17 protein-coding genes and 1 pseudogene are annotated in these 21912 nt (G+C 73.0%); 11 read left to right on the top strand and 7 right to left on the bottom strand.

What is annotated here, in order from left to right; genetic code table 11:
* The first annotated feature begins 155 nt into the window (after nt 1-155).
* Nucleotides 156-461: a 4a-hydroxytetrahydrobiopterin dehydratase gene (locus HG542_RS00490; protein ID WP_171077925.1), complete on the top strand. Its 306-nt coding sequence runs from the start codon at nt 156-158 to the stop codon at nt 459-461.
* Nucleotides 462-518: 57 nt separating this feature from the next.
* Here HG542_RS00490 and HG542_RS00485 read toward each other — a convergent pair whose 3' ends face one another.
* The 3 genes from HG542_RS00485 to HG542_RS00475 all read right to left on the bottom strand — a co-directional run bounded on the left by HG542_RS00485 (nt 519) and on the right by HG542_RS00475 (nt 4488).
* Nucleotides 519-1361 (bottom strand): aldo/keto reductase, encoded by an 843-nt coding sequence (locus tag HG542_RS00485; RefSeq protein ID WP_308438077.1) that lies wholly within the window; start codon nt 1359-1361, stop codon nt 519-521.
* An 88-nt stretch (nt 1362-1449) separates the two neighbouring features.
* A complete protein-coding gene (locus tag HG542_RS00480; protein ID WP_171077924.1) occupies nt 1450-3273 on the bottom strand; it encodes an AMP-dependent synthetase/ligase in 1824 nt (607 codons plus the stop codon).
* Between the two features lie 288 nt (nt 3274-3561).
* On the bottom strand, nt 3562-4488 hold the full coding sequence (locus HG542_RS00475; RefSeq protein ID WP_171077923.1) for a LysR family transcriptional regulator: 927 nt from the start codon (nt 4486-4488) through the stop codon (nt 3562-3564).
* Between the two features lie 65 nt (nt 4489-4553).
* Here HG542_RS00475 and HG542_RS00470 point away from each other — a divergent pair, with 65 nt between their 5' ends.
* Nucleotides 4554-5597: a bile acid:sodium symporter family protein gene (locus HG542_RS00470; protein WP_227725052.1), complete on the top strand. Its 1044-nt coding sequence runs from the start codon at nt 4554-4556 to the stop codon at nt 5595-5597.
* Nucleotides 5598-5664: 67 nt separating this feature from the next.
* Here the strand turns inward: HG542_RS00470 and HG542_RS00465 are convergent.
* Nucleotides 5665-7503: pseudogene (locus HG542_RS00465) on the bottom strand (exo-alpha-sialidase); the annotation flags it as partial.
* A 121-nt stretch (nt 7504-7624) separates the two neighbouring features.
* Entirely contained in the window at nt 7625-8557 is a 933-nt protein-coding gene (locus HG542_RS00460; protein WP_171077922.1) for a quinone oxidoreductase family protein, read from the bottom strand.
* 98 nt (nt 8558-8655) lie between these two features.
* On the opposite strand from HG542_RS00460, the gene HG542_RS00455 reads away from it, so the two are divergent.
* From HG542_RS00455 to HG542_RS00415, 9 genes are all read left to right on the top strand, one after another.
* Entirely contained in the window at nt 8656-9216 is a 561-nt protein-coding gene (locus HG542_RS00455; protein ID WP_171077921.1) for a MarR family winged helix-turn-helix transcriptional regulator, read from the top strand.
* Between the two features lie 157 nt (nt 9217-9373).
* A complete protein-coding gene (locus HG542_RS00450) occupies nt 9374-11716 on the top strand; it encodes a serine/threonine-protein kinase (RefSeq protein ID WP_171077920.1) in 2343 nt (780 codons plus the stop codon).
* Nucleotide 11717: 1 nt separating this feature from the next.
* Nucleotides 11718-12965 carry a TRAFAC clade GTPase domain-containing protein gene (locus tag HG542_RS00445; RefSeq protein WP_171077919.1) on the top strand — a complete coding sequence of 416 codons (1248 nt, stop codon included), beginning with the start codon at nt 11718-11720 and terminating at the stop codon, nt 12963-12965.
* Nucleotides 12962-15337, top strand: a complete 2376-nt coding sequence (locus HG542_RS00440) for a GTPase-associated protein 1-related protein (RefSeq protein ID WP_171077918.1) — start codon at nt 12962-12964, stop codon at nt 15335-15337. The genes HG542_RS00445 and HG542_RS00440 overlap by 4 nt, the downstream gene beginning before the upstream one ends.
* Nucleotides 15334-16935, top strand: coding sequence for a TRAFAC clade GTPase domain-containing protein (locus tag HG542_RS00435; RefSeq protein ID WP_171077917.1), 1602 nt, complete (start codon nt 15334-15336; stop codon nt 16933-16935). Before HG542_RS00440 ends, HG542_RS00435 begins: the two co-directional genes overlap by 4 nt.
* Nucleotides 16936-16999: 64 nt before the next feature.
* Nucleotides 17000-17155 carry a hypothetical protein gene (locus HG542_RS00430; RefSeq protein ID WP_171077916.1) on the top strand — a complete coding sequence of 52 codons (156 nt, stop codon included), beginning with the start codon at nt 17000-17002 and terminating at the stop codon, nt 17153-17155.
* A 31-nt stretch (nt 17156-17186) separates the two neighbouring features.
* On the top strand, nt 17187-17852 hold the full coding sequence (locus HG542_RS00425; protein WP_171077999.1) for a vWA domain-containing protein: 666 nt from the start codon (nt 17187-17189) through the stop codon (nt 17850-17852).
* The gene (locus tag HG542_RS00420) at nt 17849-18700 is read left to right on the top strand and encodes a PP2C family serine/threonine-protein phosphatase (RefSeq protein WP_308699096.1); all 852 of its coding nucleotides are present in this window, start codon (nt 17849-17851) and stop codon (nt 18698-18700) included. Before HG542_RS00425 ends, HG542_RS00420 begins: the two co-directional genes overlap by 4 nt.
* On the top strand, nt 18700-20031 hold the full coding sequence (locus HG542_RS00415) for a protein kinase domain-containing protein (protein WP_171077914.1): 1332 nt from the start codon (nt 18700-18702) through the stop codon (nt 20029-20031). Before HG542_RS00420 ends, HG542_RS00415 begins: the two co-directional genes overlap by 1 nt.
* 15 nt (nt 20032-20046) lie before the next feature.
* Here the strand turns inward: HG542_RS00415 and HG542_RS00410 are convergent, their stop codons facing one another.
* Together HG542_RS00410 and HG542_RS00405 are read right to left on the bottom strand one after the other, a co-directional pair.
* Nucleotides 20047-20370 (bottom strand): hypothetical protein, encoded by a 324-nt coding sequence (locus tag HG542_RS00410; protein ID WP_171077913.1) that lies wholly within the window; start codon nt 20368-20370, stop codon nt 20047-20049.
* Between the two features lie 35 nt (nt 20371-20405).
* Entirely contained in the window at nt 20406-21872 is a 1467-nt protein-coding gene (locus HG542_RS00405) for an AbeC-like domain-containing protein (protein WP_171077912.1), read from the bottom strand.
* Nucleotides 21873-21912: the final 40 nt, after the last annotated feature.

Genomic DNA, 21912 nt, shown 5'->3' with positions numbered 1-21912 from the left:
CTTCTTGTCATGCTCGGCGCAGGAGCATAGAAGTGGGCCGTGTGCCCCGGAAGGCCGAAGCGGGTACGTGAGGGGCGTGGGTACACATTGGCGCGAAAGCGCCCCTGTCCCATGGGACGCTCGCACCACAGAGGCTCGCGACGAAGGGATGGGCGATGGCTGTCGAACCGCTCTCGCAGAAGGACGTCGAGGTGCGCCTTCAGGAACTGCCCGGCTGGTCCGCCGACGGTGACCGGATCACCCGGACGTATTCCTTCGGCGGGCACTTCCCGGCTGCCGCCATGGTGATCCACATCGCGCAGATCCAGGAGGAGCTCGACCACCATGCGGAGGTGGTACTGGGGTACAACACGGTGTCACTTGCCGTGAACACGCACAGCGTCGGGGGCAAGGTCACGGACCTGGACCTGCAACTGGCCCGCCGCGTGGAGGCGATTGCGGCGGGACACGGGGCGCGGTGACCCGGCACGCCGGACGGGCCGGTTTCCCCGGCCCGTCCGGCGGTTCAGTTCAGCGGCTCAGTTCCAGTCGAACTCGTCCGGATCCGGCCCCAGTCGCTTCCCGCTGTCGAGCGCGGCGAGCGCCTTCATGTCGTCCTCGTCGAGGGTGAAGTCGAAGACGTCGATGTTCTCGCGGATGCGGGCCGGCGTCACCGACTTCGGGATCGCCACGTTGCCCAGCTGCAGGTGCCAGCGCAGCACCACCTGGGCCGCCGACTTCCCGTGCTTGGCGGCGATGCCGGCCAGCACCGGGGCCTTGAGCAGCTCGCCGCCCTGGCCCAGCGGCGACCACGCCTCCGTCGCGATGCCGTGCTCGGCGTGGAACGCGCGCAGCTCGGCCTGCGCGAAGTTCGGGTGCAGCTCGATCTGGTTGACGGCCGGGACGAGCGACGTCTCGGCGAGCAGCCGCTCCAGCTGCGGAACATGGAAGTTGGAGACACCCACCGCCTTCGCCCGGCCGCTCTCGGCGATCTCGGCGAAGGTGCGCCAGATGGTGAGGTAGTCGTCGCGCATGGCGCGCGGCCAGTGGATGAGGTACAGATCCACGTAGTCCAGGCCCAGCTTGGCCAGGGACGCGTCGAACTCGCGCAGGACGCTGTCGCGCGTCCAGGTCTCGGACGCGCTGTTCCACAGCTTGGTGGTGACGAACAACTCGTCACGCGGGATGTCCGAGGAGGTCAGCGCCTTGCCGGTACCCGCTTCGTTCTCGTACACCGCGGCCGTGTCGATGCTGCGGTAACCCGCCTCGAGGGCGTGCGACACCGCGGCGGTCGCCTCGGCGTCCGGAACCTGCCAGACGCCGAAGCCGAGCTGCGGCATCTCGACGCCGTTGTTGAGGGTGATGGACGGGACCTTGCTCACGAGCAATCGATCCTTACTGGTTCGGTTCGGAAGCGCTTACTCCAAGCGTCAACCGGAACCACTCGCATCGCATTCCCGCACACCCGGCTCATTTGCCGTAGAGCGCCTCGACCTCCACGGCATAGGCCTTCTCTATCGCCCGGCGCCGGAGTTTCAGTGTGGCCGTCAGCAGGCCCTGTTCCTCGGTGAACTGCGCGCCCAGGATGCGGAAGGTCCGGATGGACTCGGCCTGTGAGACAAGGGTGTTGGCGGCCACCACGCCCCGCCGGATCTCGGCCTCCAGGTCCGGGTCGCGCACCAGCTCCGCCGGCTCCATCGGCGGCTTGTCGCGCATCTGCAGCCAGTGGGCCACGGCCTCCGGGTCGAGGGTGACCAGTGCGGCGACGTACGGGCGGTCGTTGCCGACCACGATGCACTGCGAGATCAGCGGGTGCGCCCGCACCCGCTCCTCCAGCACCAGCGGCGAGACGCTCTTGCCGCCGGACGTCACCAGGATCTCCTTCTTGCGGCCGGTGATCGTCAGATAGCCGTCCTCGTCCAGCGAGCCCAGGTCGCCCGTGGCCAGCCAGCCCGACCGCAGCACCGCCTCCGTCGTCCGCGGATCGCCGAGGTAGCCGCTGAAGACCTGGCCGCCGCGCACCCACACCTCGCCGTCGTCGGCGATGTGCACCGTGGTGCCGGGCACGGGCACCCCGACGGTGCCGAAACGCGTGCGCTCGGGCGGGTTGGCGGTGGCGGCGCCGGTGGTCTCCGTCAGCCCGTAGCCCTCGAAGACGGTGATGCCTGCGCCCGCGAAGAACAGCCCCAGGCGCCGCTCCATCGCCGAACCGCCGGACATCGCATGGCGCACCCGCCCGCCCAGCACATCACGGAAGCGCGCGTAGACCAGCCGGTCGAACACCTGGTGCTGCAGCCGCAGGGCGGCGCCGGGACCGGACCCCGTGCCGAAGGCGCGGGCCTCCTGCGCCTCCGCGTAGCGCACGGCCACCTCGACGGCCCGCTCGAACGGGCCCTCCCGCCCCGCGCGCTCGGCCTCGCGGCGGGCCGTGGCGAAGACCTTCTCGAAGACGTACGGCACCGCCAGGACGAACGTCGGCCGGAACGCCTGCAGGTCCGGCAGCAACTCCTCGGCCGACAACTGCGGCTGGTGGCCCAGTTTGACCCCGCCGCGCACCGCCGCGACCTGCACCATCCGCCCGAAGACATGGGCCAGGGGGAGGAAGAGCAGAGTGGACGGCTCGTCGCCGGGCCGGGACCGGAAGACCGGTTCGTAGCGGCGGACGAGATTGTCGGTCTCCGTCATGAAGTTGGCGTGGGTCAGGACGCAGCCGCGGGGGCGGCCCGTGGTGCCGGAGGTGTAGATGACGGTGGCCGGCGAGTCGGGGGTGACGGCCATGCGGTGCCGGTGCACGACGTCGTCGTCGATGCGGGTCCCGGCCTCGCGCAGCTCCTCCACGGCCCCCGCGTCGAGCTGCCACAGCCGGGCCAGATGCGGGAGCCGGCCGATGACCGAGCCGATGGTCATGGCATGGTCCTCGTGCTCGACGACGCAGGCGGTCACGCCGGCGTCGTGCAGCATCCAGAACACCTGCTCGGTGGAGGACGTGGGATACAGCGGCACGGGCTGCGCGCCGATGCACCACAGCGCGAAGTCGAACAGCGTCCACTCGTAGCGCGTACGGGACATGAGGGCCACCCGGTCGCCGAACCGGACGCCCTGCGCGAGCAGGCCCTTGGCGAGGGCGAGGACCTCGTCCCGGAAGGCGGCCGCCGTCACGTCCTGCCATTCGCCGGCCGCGCGGCGGCCGAGCGCGACGCGCCCGGGGTCCGCCTCCGCATGGTCGAAGACGGCGTCCGCCAGGCCTCCGGCCTGGGGCGCCGTCACCAGCGACGGCTCGGTGACTTCGCGCAACGGCTCCTCGCTCCTTGCGGTGTCCGGGCGTGCAGCGGCACGGCCGGCGCGGCACGGCAGGGTGCCCGCACAGCGCCGTGACCGTACCCGGCTCCTCGGCGGAGCGAACCCCTCCGGCGCGCCGCGCGGCGCGGCCTCGACGGGATCCGCACCGAACCTCCGCGTGATCCGCCGGTGATCCGCACAGGAGCGTCACGGTCCGGCGTCGGTCCGGCGGCGCCGGGTCCACTCGGGTGCCACGGGCATCAGGCGTCACCAGTCGTCACATGAACCGGGGCGGCACGCGGGTCACGGGCCCGTCGTCGCCGTGGCCGCCGGGGCCTGGAGGCGGTCGCCGCCCGCGAGGATCGCCTCCGCCAGCGCCTCCGCGGCACCGCGGGCCGCACTGCCCCGCGCGGCGCCGTGGAGCAGCACCACGTCGATACCGCCGAGCTCCGGCAGCCCGGCCCGGGCCGGGAGCCGCACCAGGCCCGGCGGGATCATGCCGCTCGTGTGCGCCATGACGCCCAGGCCCGCACGGGCCGCCGCCACCAGTCCGTTGAGGCTGCCGCTGGTGCAGGTCACCCGCCAGGCGCGGCCGTGCTGTTCCAGCACTTCCAGGGCGCGGGCCCGGGTCACCGCGGGCGGCGGGAAGACGACCAGCGGCAGCGGCCGGTGGGGGTCCAGGCGCAGCCGCTCGCTGCCGATCCACACCAGCTGGTCCCGCCAGACCAGGCGGCCCGCCGGCTCCTGCGGGCCGTGGGGGTCGTCCGGGTGGCCGGGGTGGTCCGGGCGGCGTTTGGCGAGCACCAGGTCCAGCCGCCCGGCCGCCAGCCGGCGCTGCAGGGTGCCGGAGAGCTCGACGGTCAGCTCCAGGTCGACCTCGGGGTGGTCGCGGCGGAAGGCCTCCAGAATCTCCGGCAGCCGGGTCAGCACGAAGTCCTCGGAGGCGCCGAACCGGAGCCGCCCGCGCAGCCGGGTGCCCGCGAACCAGCCCGCCGCCCGCTCGTTGGCCTCCAGGATCGTGCGGGCGAAACCGAGCATGGCCTCCCCGTCCTCCGTCAGCGTCACGCTGTGCGTGTCCCGGGCGAACAGCTGCCGCCCGGCGGCCTCCTCCAGGCGTCGCACCTGCTGGCTCACCGTCGACTGCCGTACCCCGAGGCGCCGTGCGGCCTGGGTGAAGCTGAGCGTCTGGGCCACGGTGAGGAACGTGCGCAGCTGCGTCGGATCGAACACGCGACCAGAGTAGCTCTGGTTATCGGATTCCGTGATGGCAGTGAGCACGGTGAACGGGGTTCCCGATGAGGCTGCCGGCGGGCAGGCTGGACGGCATGCGCCGCCTCCTCTCCCGCCTTCCCCTGGACCCCTATATAGCCGCCCTGCTCGGCACCGTGCTCCTCGCCGCCCTCCTGCCGGCCCGCGGCACGGCCGCGACCACCGTGGACGGCGCCTCCACCGGCGCGGTCGCCCTGCTCTTCTTCCTGTACGGTGCACGGCTCTCCACCCGCGAGGCCATGGACGGCCTGCGCCACTGGCGCCTCCATCTGACCGTCCTGGCCTGCACGTTCGCCGTCTTCCCACTGCTCGGGCTGGCCTCCCGCGGCCTCGTCCCCTACGTCCTGACCCCGCAGCTGCAGACCGGCCTGCTCTTCCTGTGTCTGGTTCCGTCCACCATCCAGTCCTCGATCGCCTTCACCTCCATCGCCCGCGGCAACGTGGCGGCCGCGATCTGTGCCGGATCGTTCTCCAGCATCGTGGGCATCGTGCTGACCCCGCTCCTCGCGGCGGCACTGCTGGGCAACAACGCCGTCGGCTTCTCCCTCGACTCCCTCCTGTCCGTCGTGCTGCGGCTCCTGGTGCCCTTCGTCGCCGGACAGCTCCTGCGCCGCTGGATCGGCGGCTTCATCACCCGCCACAAGAAGGTCCTCGGCTATGTCGACCGGGGCTCGATCCTCCTCGTCGTCTACGCCGCGTTCAGCGAGGGCGTGGTCCGGGGCATCTGGCACCAGGTCACGCCGCTGCGGCTGGTGGCGCTCCTGGGCGTCGAGGCCGTGCTGCTGGCGGTCATGCTCACCTTCACCGGCCTCGGCACCCGGTGGCTCGGGTTCGGGCGCGAGGACCGCATCGCCATCACCTTCGCCGGCTCGAAGAAGAGCCTGGCGGCCGGACTGCCGATGGCGACCGTACTGTTCGGCGCGCAGGCCGGACTGATGGTGCTGCCGCTGATGCTGTTCCATCAGCTGCAGTTGATGGTGTGTGCCGTGCTCGCCAAGCGGTACGGACGGCAGTCCGAGGTGACTGCGCCCGCGGGTCTGGCGGCGGGGGCCCCGGCTGCCGCCGGCTGAATGTCGCGCACGGGTCGGCTGTGGCTGGTCGCGCAGTTCCCCGCGCCCCTTGCGGGGCCGGTGTGTCGACTGTGTCCAAGGGCAGCCACAGCACCGTCTTGTCCCGGGACGTCACCCGGATCTCGTCCAGCTCGCCCGTCAAGTACTCACGGGCGTCCGGCTTCTGGCCCACGTGCACCCCGAACGTCGTTGTCCGGCTCACCGATCCGGGTACGTCCGGCACCGTCGTCGAGGTGCCGTCGACGGTGAGCGTGAGCCGGCCCGCCGCCCGGCGCAGCGTCATGTGGTGCCACTCGCCGTCGTTGTACGCCCCGGCCGAGTACACCGTCGACGTCCGGGCCGGAGCCGCCCCGGCGACGGCCGTGACCTGTGCCGCCACCCGCCCCGCCGCAGGCTCGCCCCGCAACGACACCTGAGGGGCCCCGCCGACCCCGCCCATCCACAGGAACGGCTGCTCCCCGTTCTCCGCGCTGTAGCGGAACCACAGGGAAGCGGTGAACTCGCGTTGGCCGAGGGGGAGTCCGGCCCGATAGGGCAGCCGCACCGCGCCGTCCTCGCCGTCGAAGGCGAGCGCCCCGCCGACCCGGCCCTCCACCGGCCGCGCCCCGCCCAGGACCGCGGCCCCCGCCGCACCGGGTGCGCGGTCGGGCGTCGTGGCGTCCGGCCCGCGCCGTGGGCCGAGCCAGTCCTCGGTGAAGCGGGCGAAGCGGATCTCGTCGCGGGCGTCGTGCTTTCCGGCCTCGTAGAGCAGGCCGGCCGTGCCCGGGCCGGTCACGGTCATGTCGGAGTACCCCGACCAGTCGGCCGTGACCCGCCGGCCGCGGTCGGTGCTCTCCCAGGTGCGCCCCTGGTCGTAGGAGGAACGGATGGTCATGGCGCGGCGCCGGTCGGGGTCGGCGGGCGCCGAGAACAGCCAGCGGCCGGGGCGCAGGGGAATCACGGCTCCTTGCACCATGGGCGTGTAGAGGTCCGGCAGTGCCCGGAACGGCGAGGCGAAGCTCGCGCCGCCGTCCCGGCTCACGGCCTCGTCACGGTTGCCGAGGTCCGTGCCGCCCTGCTCGCGGCCGTTCACATAGATGTCTGCGTCATCGCGCTCCGCAAGGGTGAGTTCGGAAGGCTGCTGGCGGTAGGTGTCGTCGCGGGCGATGGGGTGGGTGTCGGTGGCGCCGAGGCGCCAGTGGGCTCCGCCGTCGTCGCTCAGGGCGAGGGCGGCGTGGTTGGCGGATGTGTGGACGCCGTCGTGGCTCTCGGCGTTGACGCCGATCACCAGGCGGCCGCGGTGCGGGCCGTGCGCGAGCTGGATGCCGTGGCCGGGACCGGTGGCGTACCAGGAGTTCCAGCCGGACGGCCGCAGCGCGGTGGTCAGTTCGCGCGGCTCCGACCAGTTGGCGCCGTCGTCGTCGCTGTATTGCAGATGCGGGGTGCGGTTGCAGGGCACGTCGCAGTTCGCGGCGTCGTCGCGCCCTTCGTTGTAGGTGCTGGCCAGCACGATCCGACCGGTGCGCCGGTCCACGACGGGCGCGGGGTTGCCGTGGGTGTCGCCGTCGCCGGGGTCGACGACCTGGAGCGGCCCCCAGGTGCGGCCACCGTCGGTGGAGCGCTTGAGGACGATGTCGATGTCGGTGGCGTCACCGCAGTTGTGCTTGCGGCCCTCGGCGAACGCGAGCACGGTGCCGCGGGTCGTGGTGACGATGGCGGGGATGCGGTAGCAGGCGTATCCGGGATCCTGCGCCGCCTTGAACAGCGCACGCTCCTCGAAACCGCCGCGCGCGGCACCGGTGTTCGCGGCTGCGTCCTCGGCCCCGGCCGGGGCCGCGTGGGGGAGCAGGGCGATCAGGGCGAGCAACGCACCGCCGAGACCGGTGAACGCCAGGTGAAGGCTCGTGGAACGATACGCCGCCGCCATGGCCCGTCCCTTTCGCGTACGGGCCTGCGAGGCCCCACGTGTCCGGTGGGTCAACGTACGGGGCGGTCTCCGCTCCCACAAGGAACCCTCGGCAACCGTCAGTCGAAGGAAGCACAAAGGGTTACGCGGGCCGCAGTAGCACCTTCCCCTGGTTGGTGCGGGACTCGATGATCTCGTGCGCCTTCGCCGCATCCTCCAGCGGCAGTTCGGCGTGGACGTGCGGCCGTAGCCGGCCGGACGCGAACAGCTCCCACAGTTCCTGCCGCCACTGCTCCATCAGTGCAGGCCGGTTGCGCGCTATGAGCGCCATCTGGAAACCGATGGCGGATTTCGCGCCCACCAGCAGGTCGTACGCCTGCAGGGTGCCGCCGCCCGAGCTGTAGGTCACCAGCCGGCCGCCCGGCGCGAGCGCGGCCAGGCAGGGGGAGAGCAGCTCGCCGCCGACCGCGTCCAGGACGATGTCGACCGGCTCGCCCCAGGAGGCGTCCTCGTACGTGACGACCTCGTCCGCGCCCAGGGACCGTACGAACTCCGCCTTGGCGGGCGAGCCCACCGCCGCCACGACCCGCCCCGCGCCGCGCGCCTTGGCGAGCTGCACCGCCAAGTGCCCCACGCCGCTGGCCGCGCCCGTCACCAGCACCGACTCGCCCTCGGCCGGCCTCGCGGCCTCGTACGCCCCGAGGGCGACCAGACCGCAGCGGACCAGCGCGACCGCGTCGGCCGGGGTGGCCCCCTCGGGGATGCGCGAGGCCATCGCGGTGTGCAGCAGGGCGAAGTCCGCGTATCCGTCGCCGAAGCACAGGCCCGTCACGCGCTCGCCCACCGCGAACTCCGTGACATCCGGGCCGACGGCGACGATCTCCCCGGCGACCTCGCCGCCCAGGCTCGCCGGCAGCGCCAATCCGCCCTCGCGCACCTTGCGGACGACGGGCAGCGTCACCCCGATCGCCTCGGTGCGCACGAGCAGTTCACCCGCACCGGGCGGGGGGACCTCGGTCTCCTCTACGCGCAGCACCTCGGGGCCGCCGTTCTCGTGATACCGGACGCGACGCATGGCAAGCACCTCCACAAATTCGTTGGGAGCTCCAATGAATGACTCCACCGTACACGACTTCGTTGGGAACTCCAATGGTTTCCGGATAGGCTCACCCCATGGCAGACACCAAGACGCCGCGCCCGGGGCGGACCGCGGCCCGGCCGGCGGCCCAGGCCCCGGCCCGGAACGAGGCCCGGGCGGCGGCCCGGACCGCGGCGGCGGACCCCACGCCCGCGCTCGACCGGATCCAGGCCCTCCCCAGCTGGCTGCTCAACCGCGCCTCGGCGCGCGGCCGCCGCCTCGTGGCCGAGGCGCTCGCGCGCGACGGGATGCGGATGCCGCACCACGCGGTGCTCTCCGCCGTCGCCGACCTCGAACCCGTCGCCCAGGCCGAACTCGGGCGCACCACCGGCTTCGACCCCAAGGACATGGTCGGCATCCTCAACGACCTCCAGGGCCGGGACCTCGTCTCCCGTGCGCCCGACCCCAACGACCGCCGCAAGAACGCCATCACCCTCACCCCCGAGGGGCGCAAGCGCCTCACGCGCCTCGCCAAGCTCGGCGACGAGGCCAACGAGGCCCTGCTGTCCGCCCTTTCGCCCGCCGAGCGAGAGCTGTTCCTCGCCCTTCTCCAGCGGGTCGTCGAAGGCGAAGGCGACGTTGTGCCGGGTTCTTGACGATCTTTCTCGGAAAACCTCCGCGGCGGCGCCCCCGATCTGGTGAGATGGCACCTTGCACGCGACTCGCATGCGATGTGCACCTGGTGTGCATGTGATGTGCATGGGATGAGACGTGCAGGGTCGGGACACGGCGGAGGCACGGGGGCAAGTGCGGATGGCGGCACGGGAATTCGGGGATCTCCTCGGGCTGCCCCAGGCGCTTCCCGACATGCCGGTCTCGCCCCTCGTTCCGGCTTATGCGGACCTTCGCGCCCAGCAAGCCGCGCTCGGCCTGCGCCACGCCGCCGACGGACTGTTCCCGCCCGCTCCGGGGCGGCCCGCACCCACCGTGCGCTTCCTCGTCCTCGACGGCCTGCGCATCCCCGGCCGGGGCGGCCGCCCGCAGCACGTCGACCGTGCTCTCCTCGCCCGGCTCGGTGCCGAGTTGTCCCGGACCGGGGCGTCGTCCGACACAGCTTCCCGGGCCGGGCTCCTGGCCCGCTACGACGCCGTCCTCGCCCACGATCCGATGGGGCTGCGCCGCATCGTCCTGTACGAACTCCTGCGCCTGTTGCACGAGGAACCGCGCGGCCCCCGCCCCGAAGCAGCCGTCGACCTCGGGGTCGACCCCGCCGAGGCCTCGGCCCTCGCCCTCGCCGCCCGCCGGGCGCCCCGCCTCGACGCCGCCCGGCGCGCTGCGGCCGAGACGCTCCCGGACGCCTGGCGCGAGCGCCGCATCCGGCATGCCCGGTCCCTCGCCGCACAGCTGCCGACTCCCTTGCACGATCAGCGTGTTGCCCGCCTCGTCGCCCGCATCGACGCCCGCGCACGGCACGTCGACGACCTGTTGCGCGAAGCGGACGCCCTGGCACGGGCCGGCGACCCGGCCGCCGCCGAGCGCTACTTGAGCGCGGCACAGGCCGCCGAGGACGACCCGCACGCCCTGCGCGGCCTTGTCCGCACCGGTCGCCGGGGCGGTCTCCAGGCGGAGCCGGGCCGGGCCGGCGTCCGCCTCGTCTGGCGGCACGACACCGCCGGGACCGACACGCGGCACCGCACCACCGGGCCCGACATCCGGCACGACACCACCGGCCCGGACATCCGGAACCGGAAATGGCGGATCCTGCGCCACACGGCCGGGCACGCCCCCGTGCCCGCAGGGGAGGCCGAGGCCCCGCCCCCCGGCGACGGCACGAACAGCGCCGCCGTCCTCACCTTCACCGACACCGCCGCACCCCTCGGCGAGCGCGTCCGCTACGCCGTCCTGCCGCTCGACGGCGGTCGGATCGCAGGCCTGCCCCTCGTCTGTGCGGACGTGCTCGTCGCACCCGAGGCCGATGACATCGCCCTGACCGACGCCCGTGCCCGCGTCGACGCCACGTGGCGCACACCACCGGGAGCCCGGAGCGTCGAAGTCGTCCGCACCGGCCCCCGGCCGGGGACGACGGCCGCCGGAGTATCCGCCGGCCCGCACGGCTTCCGGGACGACGGGCTGACGCCCGGCACGTACACGTACCGCATCAGCTGCGTCTACCGCACGGCCGCCGGCCGCGACGTCCGGTCGCCCGGTGTGCGCGTACGCCGGACGGTGCACCCCTGGCCCGACGCCGTCACGGCCCTGACCGTGCGGCCCGGTGACACACCCGGCACCCTCGCCGTGACCTGGACCGGCGGCACCGAGGGGGAGGTCCGCCTGGTGGAGTGGCCCGGGCCGCCGCCACCGCCCGGGCAGGATCTTCCCGTCGGCGGACCCCTGCCGCCCCGACTGCCCTGGCCGGGCTGCGGAACGGGCGGGTTCCGGCCGCCGAGCGGCACCACCGCGAACGTCACCGCCCTCACGGTCCTCGGCGAGCGGGCCGTCACCGGTGCGAGCGTCCGGATCCATGTTCCCGAAGCCGTCGGGGCGTTGACGGCCCGCCGGACCGCACCCGGCCGGGTGCGGCTGACCTTCGACTGGCCGCGGGCTGCGGACCGCGTCCTCGTCCGCTGGTGGCAGGACGGTACGGCACAGGAGCGCAGCATCGCCCGCAGCACCTACCTCCGCGAAGGGCTGCACCTCGACGTCACCGCTTCGGTGGCACGCTTCCAGGCCGAACCGCTCGGCGTCGCGGACGTCGACGTGCTGCTCCCGCCCGCCCCCGCGGAGGCGGACATACCGGCCGACGTCGCCGTCGCGTACACGGTCGAACGCGCGGGACGGTTCTCCGGCCGGCGCCGCGTGAGCATCCGCGCCGGCATCCTCGGCGGAGCCGGCCGCGCGCTCCCCGACCTCCCGGAGTTCCTGCTCGTCGCCCGCACCGCGGCCGAGCCCCTGCCCCGCACACCCGACGACGGAACACCCGTACTGCGCGTGAGCGGGCGGGAATTGAGTGACGGCCCGGTGCGCCGCGACGTCGGAGCCGCGGTGGCCGCCGCCGGCATCCGCCGGCCCTACACACTGCGTGCCTTCCTGCTCGGTCCGCACGCCCGCGCCGTACGCCTCGAAGACCCCCCGTACAACGACCTGGTGGTGCGCTGACATGACGACCGTCATCTGCCCCTACTGCTTCGCCCGGGACCGGGCCGCCCGGCTCGGCTACCGCTGCCTGATGTCCGCCACCGGGATCCGCGGAGGAGCCAAGTGCGATCCCGAACGCGACGACGTCTGGGCCGACTTCAAGGGCCCCGCGGTGCCTCCGCAGGCCCGGATGCGCGGCCCGGTCTTCGACGCCCCGCGCACCCTGCGCGGCAGCGGCGGGCGCGCGGCCTGCCCCGGCTGCGGCGTCCCCACGCCCGTACGCGTCTGCCGCCGCTGCCACAGCGACCTGCCCAGCGACTACTGCGACCAGGACAGCCGCATCATCGCCCTGGTGGGTGCCAAGGCCACCGGCAAGAGCACCTACGTCACCGTGCTCGTCAACGAACTGCGGCACCGTGTCGGAGGCGCGTACCGGGCGTCGCTGGCCGCCATGGGGGCCGACACGCAGCGCCGCGACCGGGAGACGGCCGCAGAGCTCTACGAAAGGCTCCAGCTGCCCGGAGCCACCAGACCCGCGGCACTCGGCTTCAACGACCCGTTGCTGTACCGGCTGAGCGTTCCCGCCCGCAGCCGGCTCGGCGCGGGCAGCAGGCACACCGCACTGGTCTTCTTCGACGCGGCCGGCGAGGATCTGCGCAACGCCGAGGCCATGGACCGCTACACCGCCTACCTCGCCGCCGCCGACGGCATCATCCTGCTCGTCGACCCCTTGCAACTGCCCTCCGTCCGCGACGAACTCGCAGGCACCGGCGGACCGCCCCTGCCGCCCGTGGAGACCTCGCCGCAGCAGATCGCCGCCGACGTCGCGGGTCAGCTGCGCAGTCACCGCCGGGCGGGTTCGCGCGGCAGGCTGTCGACCCCCGTCGCCGTGGCGCTCACCAAGACCGACATGCTGCGTCCCCTGCTCTCCCCGCAGTCGCCCCTGCACGGCAACGCGTCCCACCACGGCGGCGCCCTGGACGACGCCGACCGCACGGCGGTCCACGAGGAGGTGCGCTCGCTGCTGGGGAGTTGGGACGGCGGGGCGCTGCACCGGCAGTTGGAGAGCGATTTCTCCGACGTCGGGCTCTTCGGCCTGTCCGCCCTCGGGGCGCCGCCTCCGCCCGATGCTCCGGCCGATGCACCCAAGTCGGGCCCGCAGCCGGTCCGGGTGGAGGATCCGCTGCTGTGGCTGCTGGCCCGGCGGAACCTGCTGCCGGTGCGCAAGCAGGGCAGGGCCGCTCGTGCGGAAGGGGCGGGCATCGCATGACCGTGCAGCAGCTGCACTACACGTCGGCCGCCCCGGGCCCGGACGGTTCGGGCTTCCGCTTCACCGCGGTCAGCGACGACCTGCCCGCCGCCCTGCTGGGAGAGGTGGAGCAGTTGGTGGGATACGAGCCCCCGCGCGACGCCCCCGCCCGCCCGAGCACCGCCGAACTCGCCTCGTTCCCCGTGGCGTTCAGCCACCACCGGCTCTCCGACGGCAGCCGGCTGCTCTGCCGCGCGGTCTACACCGGCACCGACTACAGCGGACGCTACGGCAACTTCCACGCCCACGCCGTCCGGCTGCCCGGCGGCGGCGGACTGCCCGGCAGCATGCTGCCCATCCAGGCGTGGGAGTCACCGTTCTGGGCCGACCGCACGCCCGAGGACGGTGTGCCCGACCGGTCGGCCGAGTTCACACCGGGCCGTCACATCGACAGGACCGGTCTGCTGGAGTTCGTCCGCGCCCGGGCCGAGCGGCTCGAACCCTTTCTGACGGATGTGCGCACGCTCTTCCGCTCGCCCGACGCCCCCCAGCTCCTCGTCGTGGAGCGCGACAGCGTGCACATCGCGCACTGGATCGCCGTCGCAAGCTCCGTCCTTCCGCCCGAACTCGCCGACCGGCTCACATTCACCACCTACACCCGTCGCCCTCTGCTGGCCCGGCAGCAGATCGTCGGCACCCTGCCGGACGCGGATGCCGGCGGGTTCGCGTCCGACCACCGCTACCGCGTCCACGACTGCACCGGCGGGCATTCCAGCCCAGACCGCGAAGAGGCCGACCCCTGGGCGGCCGTCGCCGCGCGCCTGTGGCTGGCCGGGCGCCCCGAACTCGTCGCAGCGGCGGTACGCAGCCGGACGGGCACCGACCACGGTGCGGCGGACGACGTCGGGCAGCTGGCCGCCCTGGCCGCTGCCGAGGGCATCGCGCTCGACGCGGCCGGGCGCACGGCAGCGGCACGCCGGGCCCGCACACACTCCGCCGGGTCGCCCGGAACCGCGCTGCTTCTCGGCCTCGCCGCCGGTGGGACGGAGCGCACTGCCGGGGAATGGACGGCACTCGCCGGTCTCGCGGACGAGTTCGCACCGCTGGCCGCACAGCCGGCCATGGACCCGCTCAAGCGCGACCTGCTCCAGGAGCTGGAGCGAGCGGCCGCAGCGCCGCTCGACGCGCTGCTGCCCCTGTTCCGCCTCGCCGACGCGCTCGACGCCGGCCGGACCGCCGCCCTGCCCGCCCTCACGGAACGGCTCGGCACAGCCCTTCTCGACGGGCCGGAAAGGGACAGGAGTTCCGCACGCGCGGCCCTGGACGGCCGGCCCGAACTGGCCGCCGCCGTCCTCGGCATCCTCGACCGGGCTGCCGCAACGGGCGACCCGCGGGCCGTCTCCCGCGTCCTGACGGCCGAACTCCCCGGCGCCGACCTCGCGTTCCACCCCCACCTGCGCATGGCCGCCGCCGCGGCCACCGCGGGCGACCTCGCGCGGGCCGACCGCCCCGGACTCTTCACCGCACTCCTGAACACCGCGGGCACCGAGCACCGGAGCACACCGTCCGTCCTCCGCACGGCCTTCCGGCTCGTCTGGGGCGACACCCCGCCCCGACCGGTGGAGGCCGGCACCCTGCTCGCCGAACTCCCGGCAGCGTGGCACCGCGCAGCAGGCCTCGACGAGGTCTTCGTGCGGGCCGCCCTCGACAGCACGCCCGACGACCCGGAGGCACCCGAGCTCGCCAAGTCCCTGCTCCTGCACTGCAGCGAGACCCTGGAGCCCCGGCACCGGGCGGCTCTGCTGCTGCTCGAACTGGCCGGTGACATCGCGGGGGGCGAGGCCCGGGCCGGCTGCGCGGGGCAGGCGGTCGCCCTGCGCGCCCAGGCCCTCCCGCTGGAGGCCGGCATCGAGCAGCGGGTGAGCGCCGCACTCGCCGGGCGGCTGCTGGGCGCGGACCCGCCGCTGGGCGAGCTGTTGGCCCTCGTCCGCTCCGGCGACGAGCACTTCCTGCGCGCGTACGCCGAGGCCGCCCGCCACGAGAGTGTTGCCGACCGGATGCGCCGCGAACCCGCCTACGCCGCGGACTGCTTCACCGCATGGCAGACCGCACCGGGCGACGGCGGCCCCTGGGACGAGATCCGCACCGGACTGCTCACCTCGGTCCTGCGGCCCGTGGTACGTCGCATGCCCGCCGAGGACGTCGAAGCGCTGCTCGCGCGTCTGCGCCGCCGGGGCGGGCCCTGGGCCGGGCAGTTCGAGGACTGGAACCGCCCCGGTGTGCTGGGCCGCGTCGCCGGCCGCTGGCGCGCCCGGAGCGTCAGCCGCAACGGCGGCGCGGCGGGCCGTGGTCCGGGTGACATCGAACCGACCGGAGAGGAGCGCCACCGGTGACCGACGTCCTGCTGTGGGTGCTGAAACCCTTCGCCGCCGTCAACTTCCTGGTCGCCGTCGGCATCTTCCTCCGCACCGCCCCCGAGTTCCTGTGGCGGGCCCTGTACGCGACAGGCCGCTGCCTGGGTCCCTGGCACGCCGGTGCACCGGACCCCCGGATCGAGCCCCCTGGCGCAGCGGGGGAGCCCGCCCATCCGGCGTACTGGTACCGCCAGGTGTGGAAGGACGTCGGGGCCGCCGCACTCAGCGGCGTCCGCATCGTCCAATACCTGCTCGTCCGCGAGTGGTTGGGACGTGTCACCCGCAACCTGCTGCGGGGCTGCACCCCTGCAGGGCCGAGGGGCGACAGCCCGTTCACCCGGACCGTCATGCGTGTCATCGGGATCGGCGTGGCTGCGGGAGCGGGTGCGGCCGCCGTCCTCGCCGGGCTCCTCCTCGCGGAGGCCGTGGCACTGCTCGTGCTGGGCGTCGCCCTGGTGTGCGCGGCTCTGGCCCTCGCGGTGCTGGCCGTACGGGCCGTGGAGGGCGCGGGCAGGATCGTCCGCGGCGTCCGGATGACCTGTCCGCACCCCGGCTGCTACCGGCGGATCGCCCTGCCCGTCCATCAGTGCCCGGCATGTACGGCGCGCCATGAGCGGCTGCGGCCGGGCCGGTTCGGAGTGCTGCGGCGGGTCTGTGCGTGCGGCAACGGGCTGCGCACCGGTCTGCCGGGCGGGCGCGCCAAGCTGGCTGCGCTGTGCCCGCACTGCGACCAGCGGCTGCCCAGGGCACTGGGCACCACGCGGACCGTGCACCTGCCCATCGTCGGCGGCACGTCGTCCGGCAAGACCATGCTGCTGGCGGCCATCGTCGCCGGACTGGCCTCGTGGGACCGGCGCGGCCTGCTGAGCATGGAGTGCGCCACCCGGTACGACGCGGACGAACTCGCCGCACTGACACGGCAGCTGGACGGACAGGGCTGGGCCCGTGCCACCACGGGCCGGCAGCCCCGTGCCGTCATGCTCCTCGTCTCGCGGGGCCGCCGCCGGAGGCTGCTGTACCTGTACGACCCGATGGGCGAGAGCCTGCGCGACGCCGGAGCGGTGCGCGAGCAGCAGTACCTCGCGCATGCCGACGGGGTGGTTCTGGTCGTCGACGCGCTGGCCGAACCCGGCGTGCGCTCCCTGCTCGGCGGCGAGGACGGGCACCGGGCCGTGGCCGCCCGGCCCTCTCCCGAGGGCCCTGTGGCCACGTACGAGCGGCTGGCGGGCGAGATGCAGGCGCTGACCGGCCGGCGCAGCCGCACCCCCGTCGCCACCGTGGTCACCAAGCGGGACGTCCTGGACACCCTGGTCTCGCTGCCCGTGCCCGGCCCGCGCATCGACGCATGGCTGGAGAGCATCGGCCTCGGCAACCTCGTCCGTGGCCTGGCCCACAGCTTCGGCCGCACGCGCTACTGGGCCGTCAGCGCCCACGCCGCCACGGGGACGGGCGCACTGGACGGCGAACAGCGGCGTGCAGCCGAGCCGGTGCTGTGGCTGCTGGCCCAAACCGGACTGCCGGTGGGGAAGTTGCTCACCGACGAGGTGCGCGCGTCGGCCGGGCCGGTGAGGGCGTGACGTGACGTGCTGCTGCGGATAGGGTCTGAACACTCGGACGGTGAGGGAGAGAAGACGGCGCACGGTGACATCCGTATCCACCCACAAGCCCATCCCGGTACCCGCCCATGTGGCGCGGCAACGCCGCATCGTGCTGGGCCTGTTCATCTCGGCATGCGTCGTCCTCATGGGTGCGACGGTGCTGTCTCTTCTGCTGTTGTTGAACGGAACGTTGGAGTGATGCCTGCGTGAGCGATATTCCCGGTGGCCCGATGGAGAGCCGCCCGGTGCACTTCATCTGGATCCTCGACTGCTCGTACTCGATGCTCGGGGAGAAGATCGGCACACTCAACTACGCCATCCGGGAGGCGATCCCGGAGATGCAGTCGGTGGCGCACGACAACGCTTCCGCCCAGCTCCTCATCCGGGTCCTGACCTTCTCCAGCACCGCGCAGTGGCACCAGGCGGCGCCCGTCCCCGTCGACGACTTCACCTGGCAGGACATCCAGGTCGACGGCGGCACCAACCTCGGGGCGGCCCTGTCCCTCGTGGCCCGCGAGCTCGAGACGCCGCCCATGCCGCAGCGGGCGCTCAAGCCGGTGCTGTGCCTGGTCTCGGACGGCCAGCCGCTGGACGAGTGGCGCGACGGTCTGAAGGCCATCGACGCGACGCCGTGGGGCAAGAAGGCCGTGCGGGTCGCCATCGCCATCGGGGCCGACGCCGACCGCGGCGTCCTCCAGGAGTTCCTCGGCAACCCCGAGCTCCCCGTGCTGGACGCCAACAGCCCCAAGCAGCTGGCGGCGGCCATCCGCTGGGCCTCCACGGCGGCGGTCAAGGCGGCCTCGCAGCCCGTCGCGGGCGGCGCGGCCACCAAACAGCTCGGCCCCGCCTTCGCGCCGCCCAAGCTCCAGGATCACGATGACGACGACGTGTGGTGAGCGTGCCGCACTGGAGGATCTTCCGGGAGTCGGTCCAGGGCCCGGGCAAAGCGGGTAACCAGGACTGGTACGACGCAGAAGGCACGGCGGAGGGCAACCTCGTACTTGCCGTCGCCGACGGACACGGCTCGGCGGTCCACTCGCGCAGCGGACTCGGTGCACGCTTCGCGGTCGACATCTTCATGCGCTGCGCGCGCGAGTTCGCCGCACGCGCCGGGGAAACGCCGGGAAACCTGCGGCAGTTGCGTCACGACGCCTGCCGTCGGGTGCCCCGCGAGGTCGTACGCGACTGGCAGGACGAGGTGCACCGGCACCTCAAGGACCATCCGCTGGCCGGTGTGACCCGGGGCGACGAGCTGCTGCCGTACGGCACCACACTCCTCGGCGCGGTCTGCGTGCCCGGCCTGGTGGTCGCCTGGCAGCTCGGCGACGGCGACCTGATGCTCGTCGAGGCCGACGGCACGATCAGTGCGCCGCTCGCCCCGTCCGAACCGGAACTCGGTGACGAGACGGAGTCCCTGTGCAGCCGTCAGGCGTGGGACCTGATGCGTGTGCACTGGGCGCCGGTGTCCGATCCGGGGCGGCTGCCGAGGCTGCTGATGCTGTCGACCGACGGGCTGTCCAAGAGCTTCGCGGCACAGGACGGGTTCGTCCGGTTCGTCCGGGAGGTGAGCGAACGCCTGGCGGCCGAGGGCCCCGAGGCGATCGGTGCTGCGCTTCCCGGATGGCTGGCCCGGGCGAGCACGTACTCGGGCGACGACACCACCGTGGCCGCCGTGTGGCGGCGGCCGGACGACCCGGACCCGTCCGAGGACGGGTCGCAGGACCGAGAAACGGAGAACGACTGATGTCCGGCATGCTCGACAACGGCGACCGCCTCACGACCGACACGGGCGACGAGATCGTGGTCGCCGGGATGCTGGGAGCGGGCGGCCAGGGCGAGGTCCACCGCGTCACCACGCCGTCCGGCGAGAAGGCGCTCAAGTGGTACTACCCGAGCTGCGCCACTCCCGAGCAGCGCAAGATCGTGGAGGAGCTGGTCAGCCGGGACTTCGACGACGACCGCTTCCTGTGGCCCCATGCGTTCGTCACCGACGGAGCCGGCGGATTCGGCTACCTCATGGACATCCGCCCCGACCGGTTCAAGGGCCTCCCGGCGCTCTTCCGGCGCCAGTTGCGCACCACGCCCGTCGCCCTGGTGACCGCGGGCCTGAACATGGTCGAGGCCTACCAGGCCCTGCACTCCCGCGGCATCGCCTACCGCGACATCTCCTGGGGCAACATCTTCTTCGACCCCGCCAACGGCGACGTCCTCGTCTGCGACAACGACAACGCCGTGGTCGAGGGAGAGGCCAGCGGGATCTCGGGAACCATGGAGTTCATGGCACCGGAGCTGGTGCGGGGCGAACCGGGCGCCATACCCGGCACCCAGACGGACCTGCACTCGCTCTCCGTCCTGTTGTTCATGCTGCTCATGAACCACCACCCGCTCAAGGGCAAGGCGGAGCTGGCCATCCGCTGCCTGGACGAGGCCGCCGAGAAGCGGCTGTACGGCAAGAACCCGGTCTTCGTCTTCGACCCCGTCGACAAGAGCAACGAGCCGGATCCGGACGAGCAGACCACTGTTCTGGCCACCTGGAAGGTGGTGCCTCCGGTCCTGAGCGAGCTGTTCGTGAAGAACTTCACCGAGGGGCTGCGCGACGCGTCCCGCCGGGTGCGCGAGTCGCAGTGGCGCGACGCCCTGCGCCAGGTCCGCGACACCATCGTCGACTGCGCCGACTGCGGCCGGCAGAACATGACCGAGCCCCGTTCCACCAACGCCCGCGCCTGCTGGTCGTGCCGCAGCACGCTGATCCTGCCGCCCCGGCTCGTGATCACCACGGCCGTGCTGCACGCCGAGCGGCACCTGCGACTGCGCCGTGCGGCACGGGTGCACGCGCACCACCTGCTGGACGAACCCGCGCGGCACGACTACGGCGACGGCACGCTCGTCGCCGAACTCGTCGAACACCCCGCGAAACCCGGCCGCTTCGGCCTGGCCAACCGTTCCACGACCACCTGGAGGGCCCGCCGCTCCGACGGCACCGTCCAGGACGTGGCACCCGGACAGACCGTCCCGCTGCGGTCCGGGCTGGAGGTCGACCTGGGCGGCGCCCGGGCCGTGGTGCACGCCGAGTGAGCCCGCGGGCCGCGCTCACATCCCCAGAGCGCGGCCCAGGTCCTGGACCAGGGCGAGCGAACCGCTTCCCGCCGCCGCCCCCGTGGTGATCAGTTCCAGCCACTTGCGGACCCGCCCCCGGTCGACGGGCCGCCGCTCCTCGTCCGCGCGCACCAGCTCGCCCTGCACCAGACCGGCGGGTCCGGCGAGTTCGGGGTGTTCCACGCGCAGCAGGCGTACGAGCTCACCGGCCAGCCGGAGCGTCTCGGCCGGGGACTGGCCGTGGTGGATCTCTATCCTGCCGTTGTCGCCGAAGTTGCCCGGCCCTGTGATGTCGCCGTGGAAGTTGTAGGTGCTCATGGAACTCCTTCTCGCTTGCCCGGCTGCCCGGTTGCTCAGTTTCCGCCCTGCGCCGCACCCGGCTGGCCGTAGGTGTTGATCTGCCCGTTGGAACCGATGTTGGCGTTGCCGGTGATGTCACCGGAGATGTTGTACGTCTGAGTGGCGATCACCTGCTGCGCACGGTCGAAGTCGCCGGTGTCGATGTTGTGGTCCTGCAGGAAGCGCTCCGTGGCGATCAGCACGCCCTGTTGAAGACGCAGGAAGGTGTCCCGGGAGTCCGTCCGTTCCGTGTGTCCCATGGCGCCCCAGTCGGAGCAGTGGTTGCGCAGGCTGTCGGTGGCACCGTAGTCGTAGGCCAGATGCTGCTTGGTGATGCTCCTGCGCGTCTTCTCCAGCTCGCGGGCGTACCGGGCCTGGTCGCCGCGCCGGCGGGCGGCCCGGCCGGGGGCGCCCCACACGCCGCGCCAGGTGTGCGCCATGCCGAACCGCAGCAGGCTCCACCAGTACTCGAAGCCCCCCAGGGGGAGGAACCCGACGGTGCCGAACCGGTGTTGCAAGGGAGGCAGCACATAGGCGGCCACTTCCCAGGACAGCCGGGGGTGCAGCAGGCGGGCCCGCAGATGCATGGACACCACGATTCTGCCGCCCTCGCCCACCATCTCCAGGCTCAGATAGGTGCGCATGCCCGCGCCCGACTGCACCACGGCGGACTGCACGTACTGCCGCGGGACGCGCACGGCGGGCCGTTGCAGCCGGTCGGGCAGCAGATCGGGCAGATGCAGAGCACTCAGACCGTTCACATACAGCCGGTTCTGTGCCCTCAGTCCCTCCAGACCGACGATGTCCGCCATCTCCTCGGCCACATAGGTGTGGAGGTCGACGGCGTCGAAGGGCTTGGCGGTCAGCTTGCCGCCTGTCGGCGAGTCCGCGGCACGGCTGATGTCGATGGACTCCCAGACGACTTCCTTGATTTTCCGGCCGCTGCCGACGAAGGGGTTCGTCGACTCGAAGGACGCGTCGTACGGCAGGACGTTCGCACGCCGCAACTCACGCAGCCGGTCCTCCACTTCGGCCGCCACGGGCGGTGCCAGGTCGGCGGACTTGCGCGACCCCCGGTACACCTCCAGTGCGGCCTGCCGTGCCTGATGCTCGGCCCGGCAGACGAGCACGGCCCCGCAGCAGAAGAGGGCGACGAGCAGGAGCAGGAAGCCCAGGACACCGGCGGACGACCCCTGGCCGAGGCTCGCCACGGCTCCGAGCAGCGCGCCGGCCACACCGCACAGGACGAACGAGAGATGCCTGTCCCGCAACTCCAGCCGCCGCCAGGCCGCTTCGGCGTGACGCACCAGCGCGACGAGGTTCACACCGAGCGGCAGACCGTTCGCCTTGAGCCGGTCGGCCGTGAACTCCCGCCGCACGTCGCGTGCGAAGCTCTCGTCGAGATGCGTCGTCGCGCACAGCCGCCGTGTGACGGCGTCGCGCCGGTACTGCGGCAACGGCGGCAACTGTCTCGGCGCCATGCTGCTCCCTCCCCCTTGCGCCGGCTCGGAGCCGGGCCCG

It is taken from the genome of Streptomyces morookaense, from assembly GCF_013030945.1.
GTDB classification, from domain to species: domain Bacteria; phylum Actinomycetota; class Actinomycetes; order Streptomycetales; family Streptomycetaceae; genus Streptomyces; species Streptomyces morookaensis.
This window is presented reverse-complemented; position numbering and strand designations above follow the sequence as displayed.

Bases quoted from the DNA above. Each gene is read 5' to 3' on its own strand.
- HG542_RS00405 (WP_171077912.1), bottom strand. From the start codon at position 21,872: ATGGCGCCGAGACAGTTGCCGCCGTTGCCGCAGTACCGGCGCGACGCC.
- HG542_RS00460 (WP_171077922.1), bottom strand. From the start codon at position 8,557: ATGCGTCGCGTCCGGTATCACGAGAACGGCGGCCCCGAGGTGCTGCGC.
- HG542_RS00415 (WP_171077914.1), top strand. From the start codon at position 18,700: ATGTCCGGCATGCTCGACAACGGCGACCGCCTCACGACCGACACGGGC.
- HG542_RS00425 (WP_171077999.1), top strand. From the start codon at position 17,187: ATGGAGAGCCGCCCGGTGCACTTCATCTGGATCCTCGACTGCTCGTAC.
- HG542_RS00450 (WP_171077920.1), top strand. From the start codon at position 9,374: ATGGCGGCACGGGAATTCGGGGATCTCCTCGGGCTGCCCCAGGCGCTT.
- HG542_RS00490 (WP_171077925.1), top strand. From the start codon at position 156: ATGGCTGTCGAACCGCTCTCGCAGAAGGACGTCGAGGTGCGCCTTCAG.
- HG542_RS00410 (WP_171077913.1), bottom strand. From the start codon at position 20,370: ATGAGCACCTACAACTTCCACGGCGACATCACAGGGCCGGGCAACTTC.
- HG542_RS00455 (WP_171077921.1), top strand. From the start codon at position 8,656: ATGGCAGACACCAAGACGCCGCGCCCGGGGCGGACCGCGGCCCGGCCG.
- HG542_RS00440 (WP_171077918.1), top strand. From the start codon at position 12,962: ATGACCGTGCAGCAGCTGCACTACACGTCGGCCGCCCCGGGCCCGGAC.
- HG542_RS00470 (WP_227725052.1), top strand. From the start codon at position 4,554: ATGAGGCTGCCGGCGGGCAGGCTGGACGGCATGCGCCGCCTCCTCTCC.
- HG542_RS00445 (WP_171077919.1), top strand. From the start codon at position 11,718: ATGACGACCGTCATCTGCCCCTACTGCTTCGCCCGGGACCGGGCCGCC.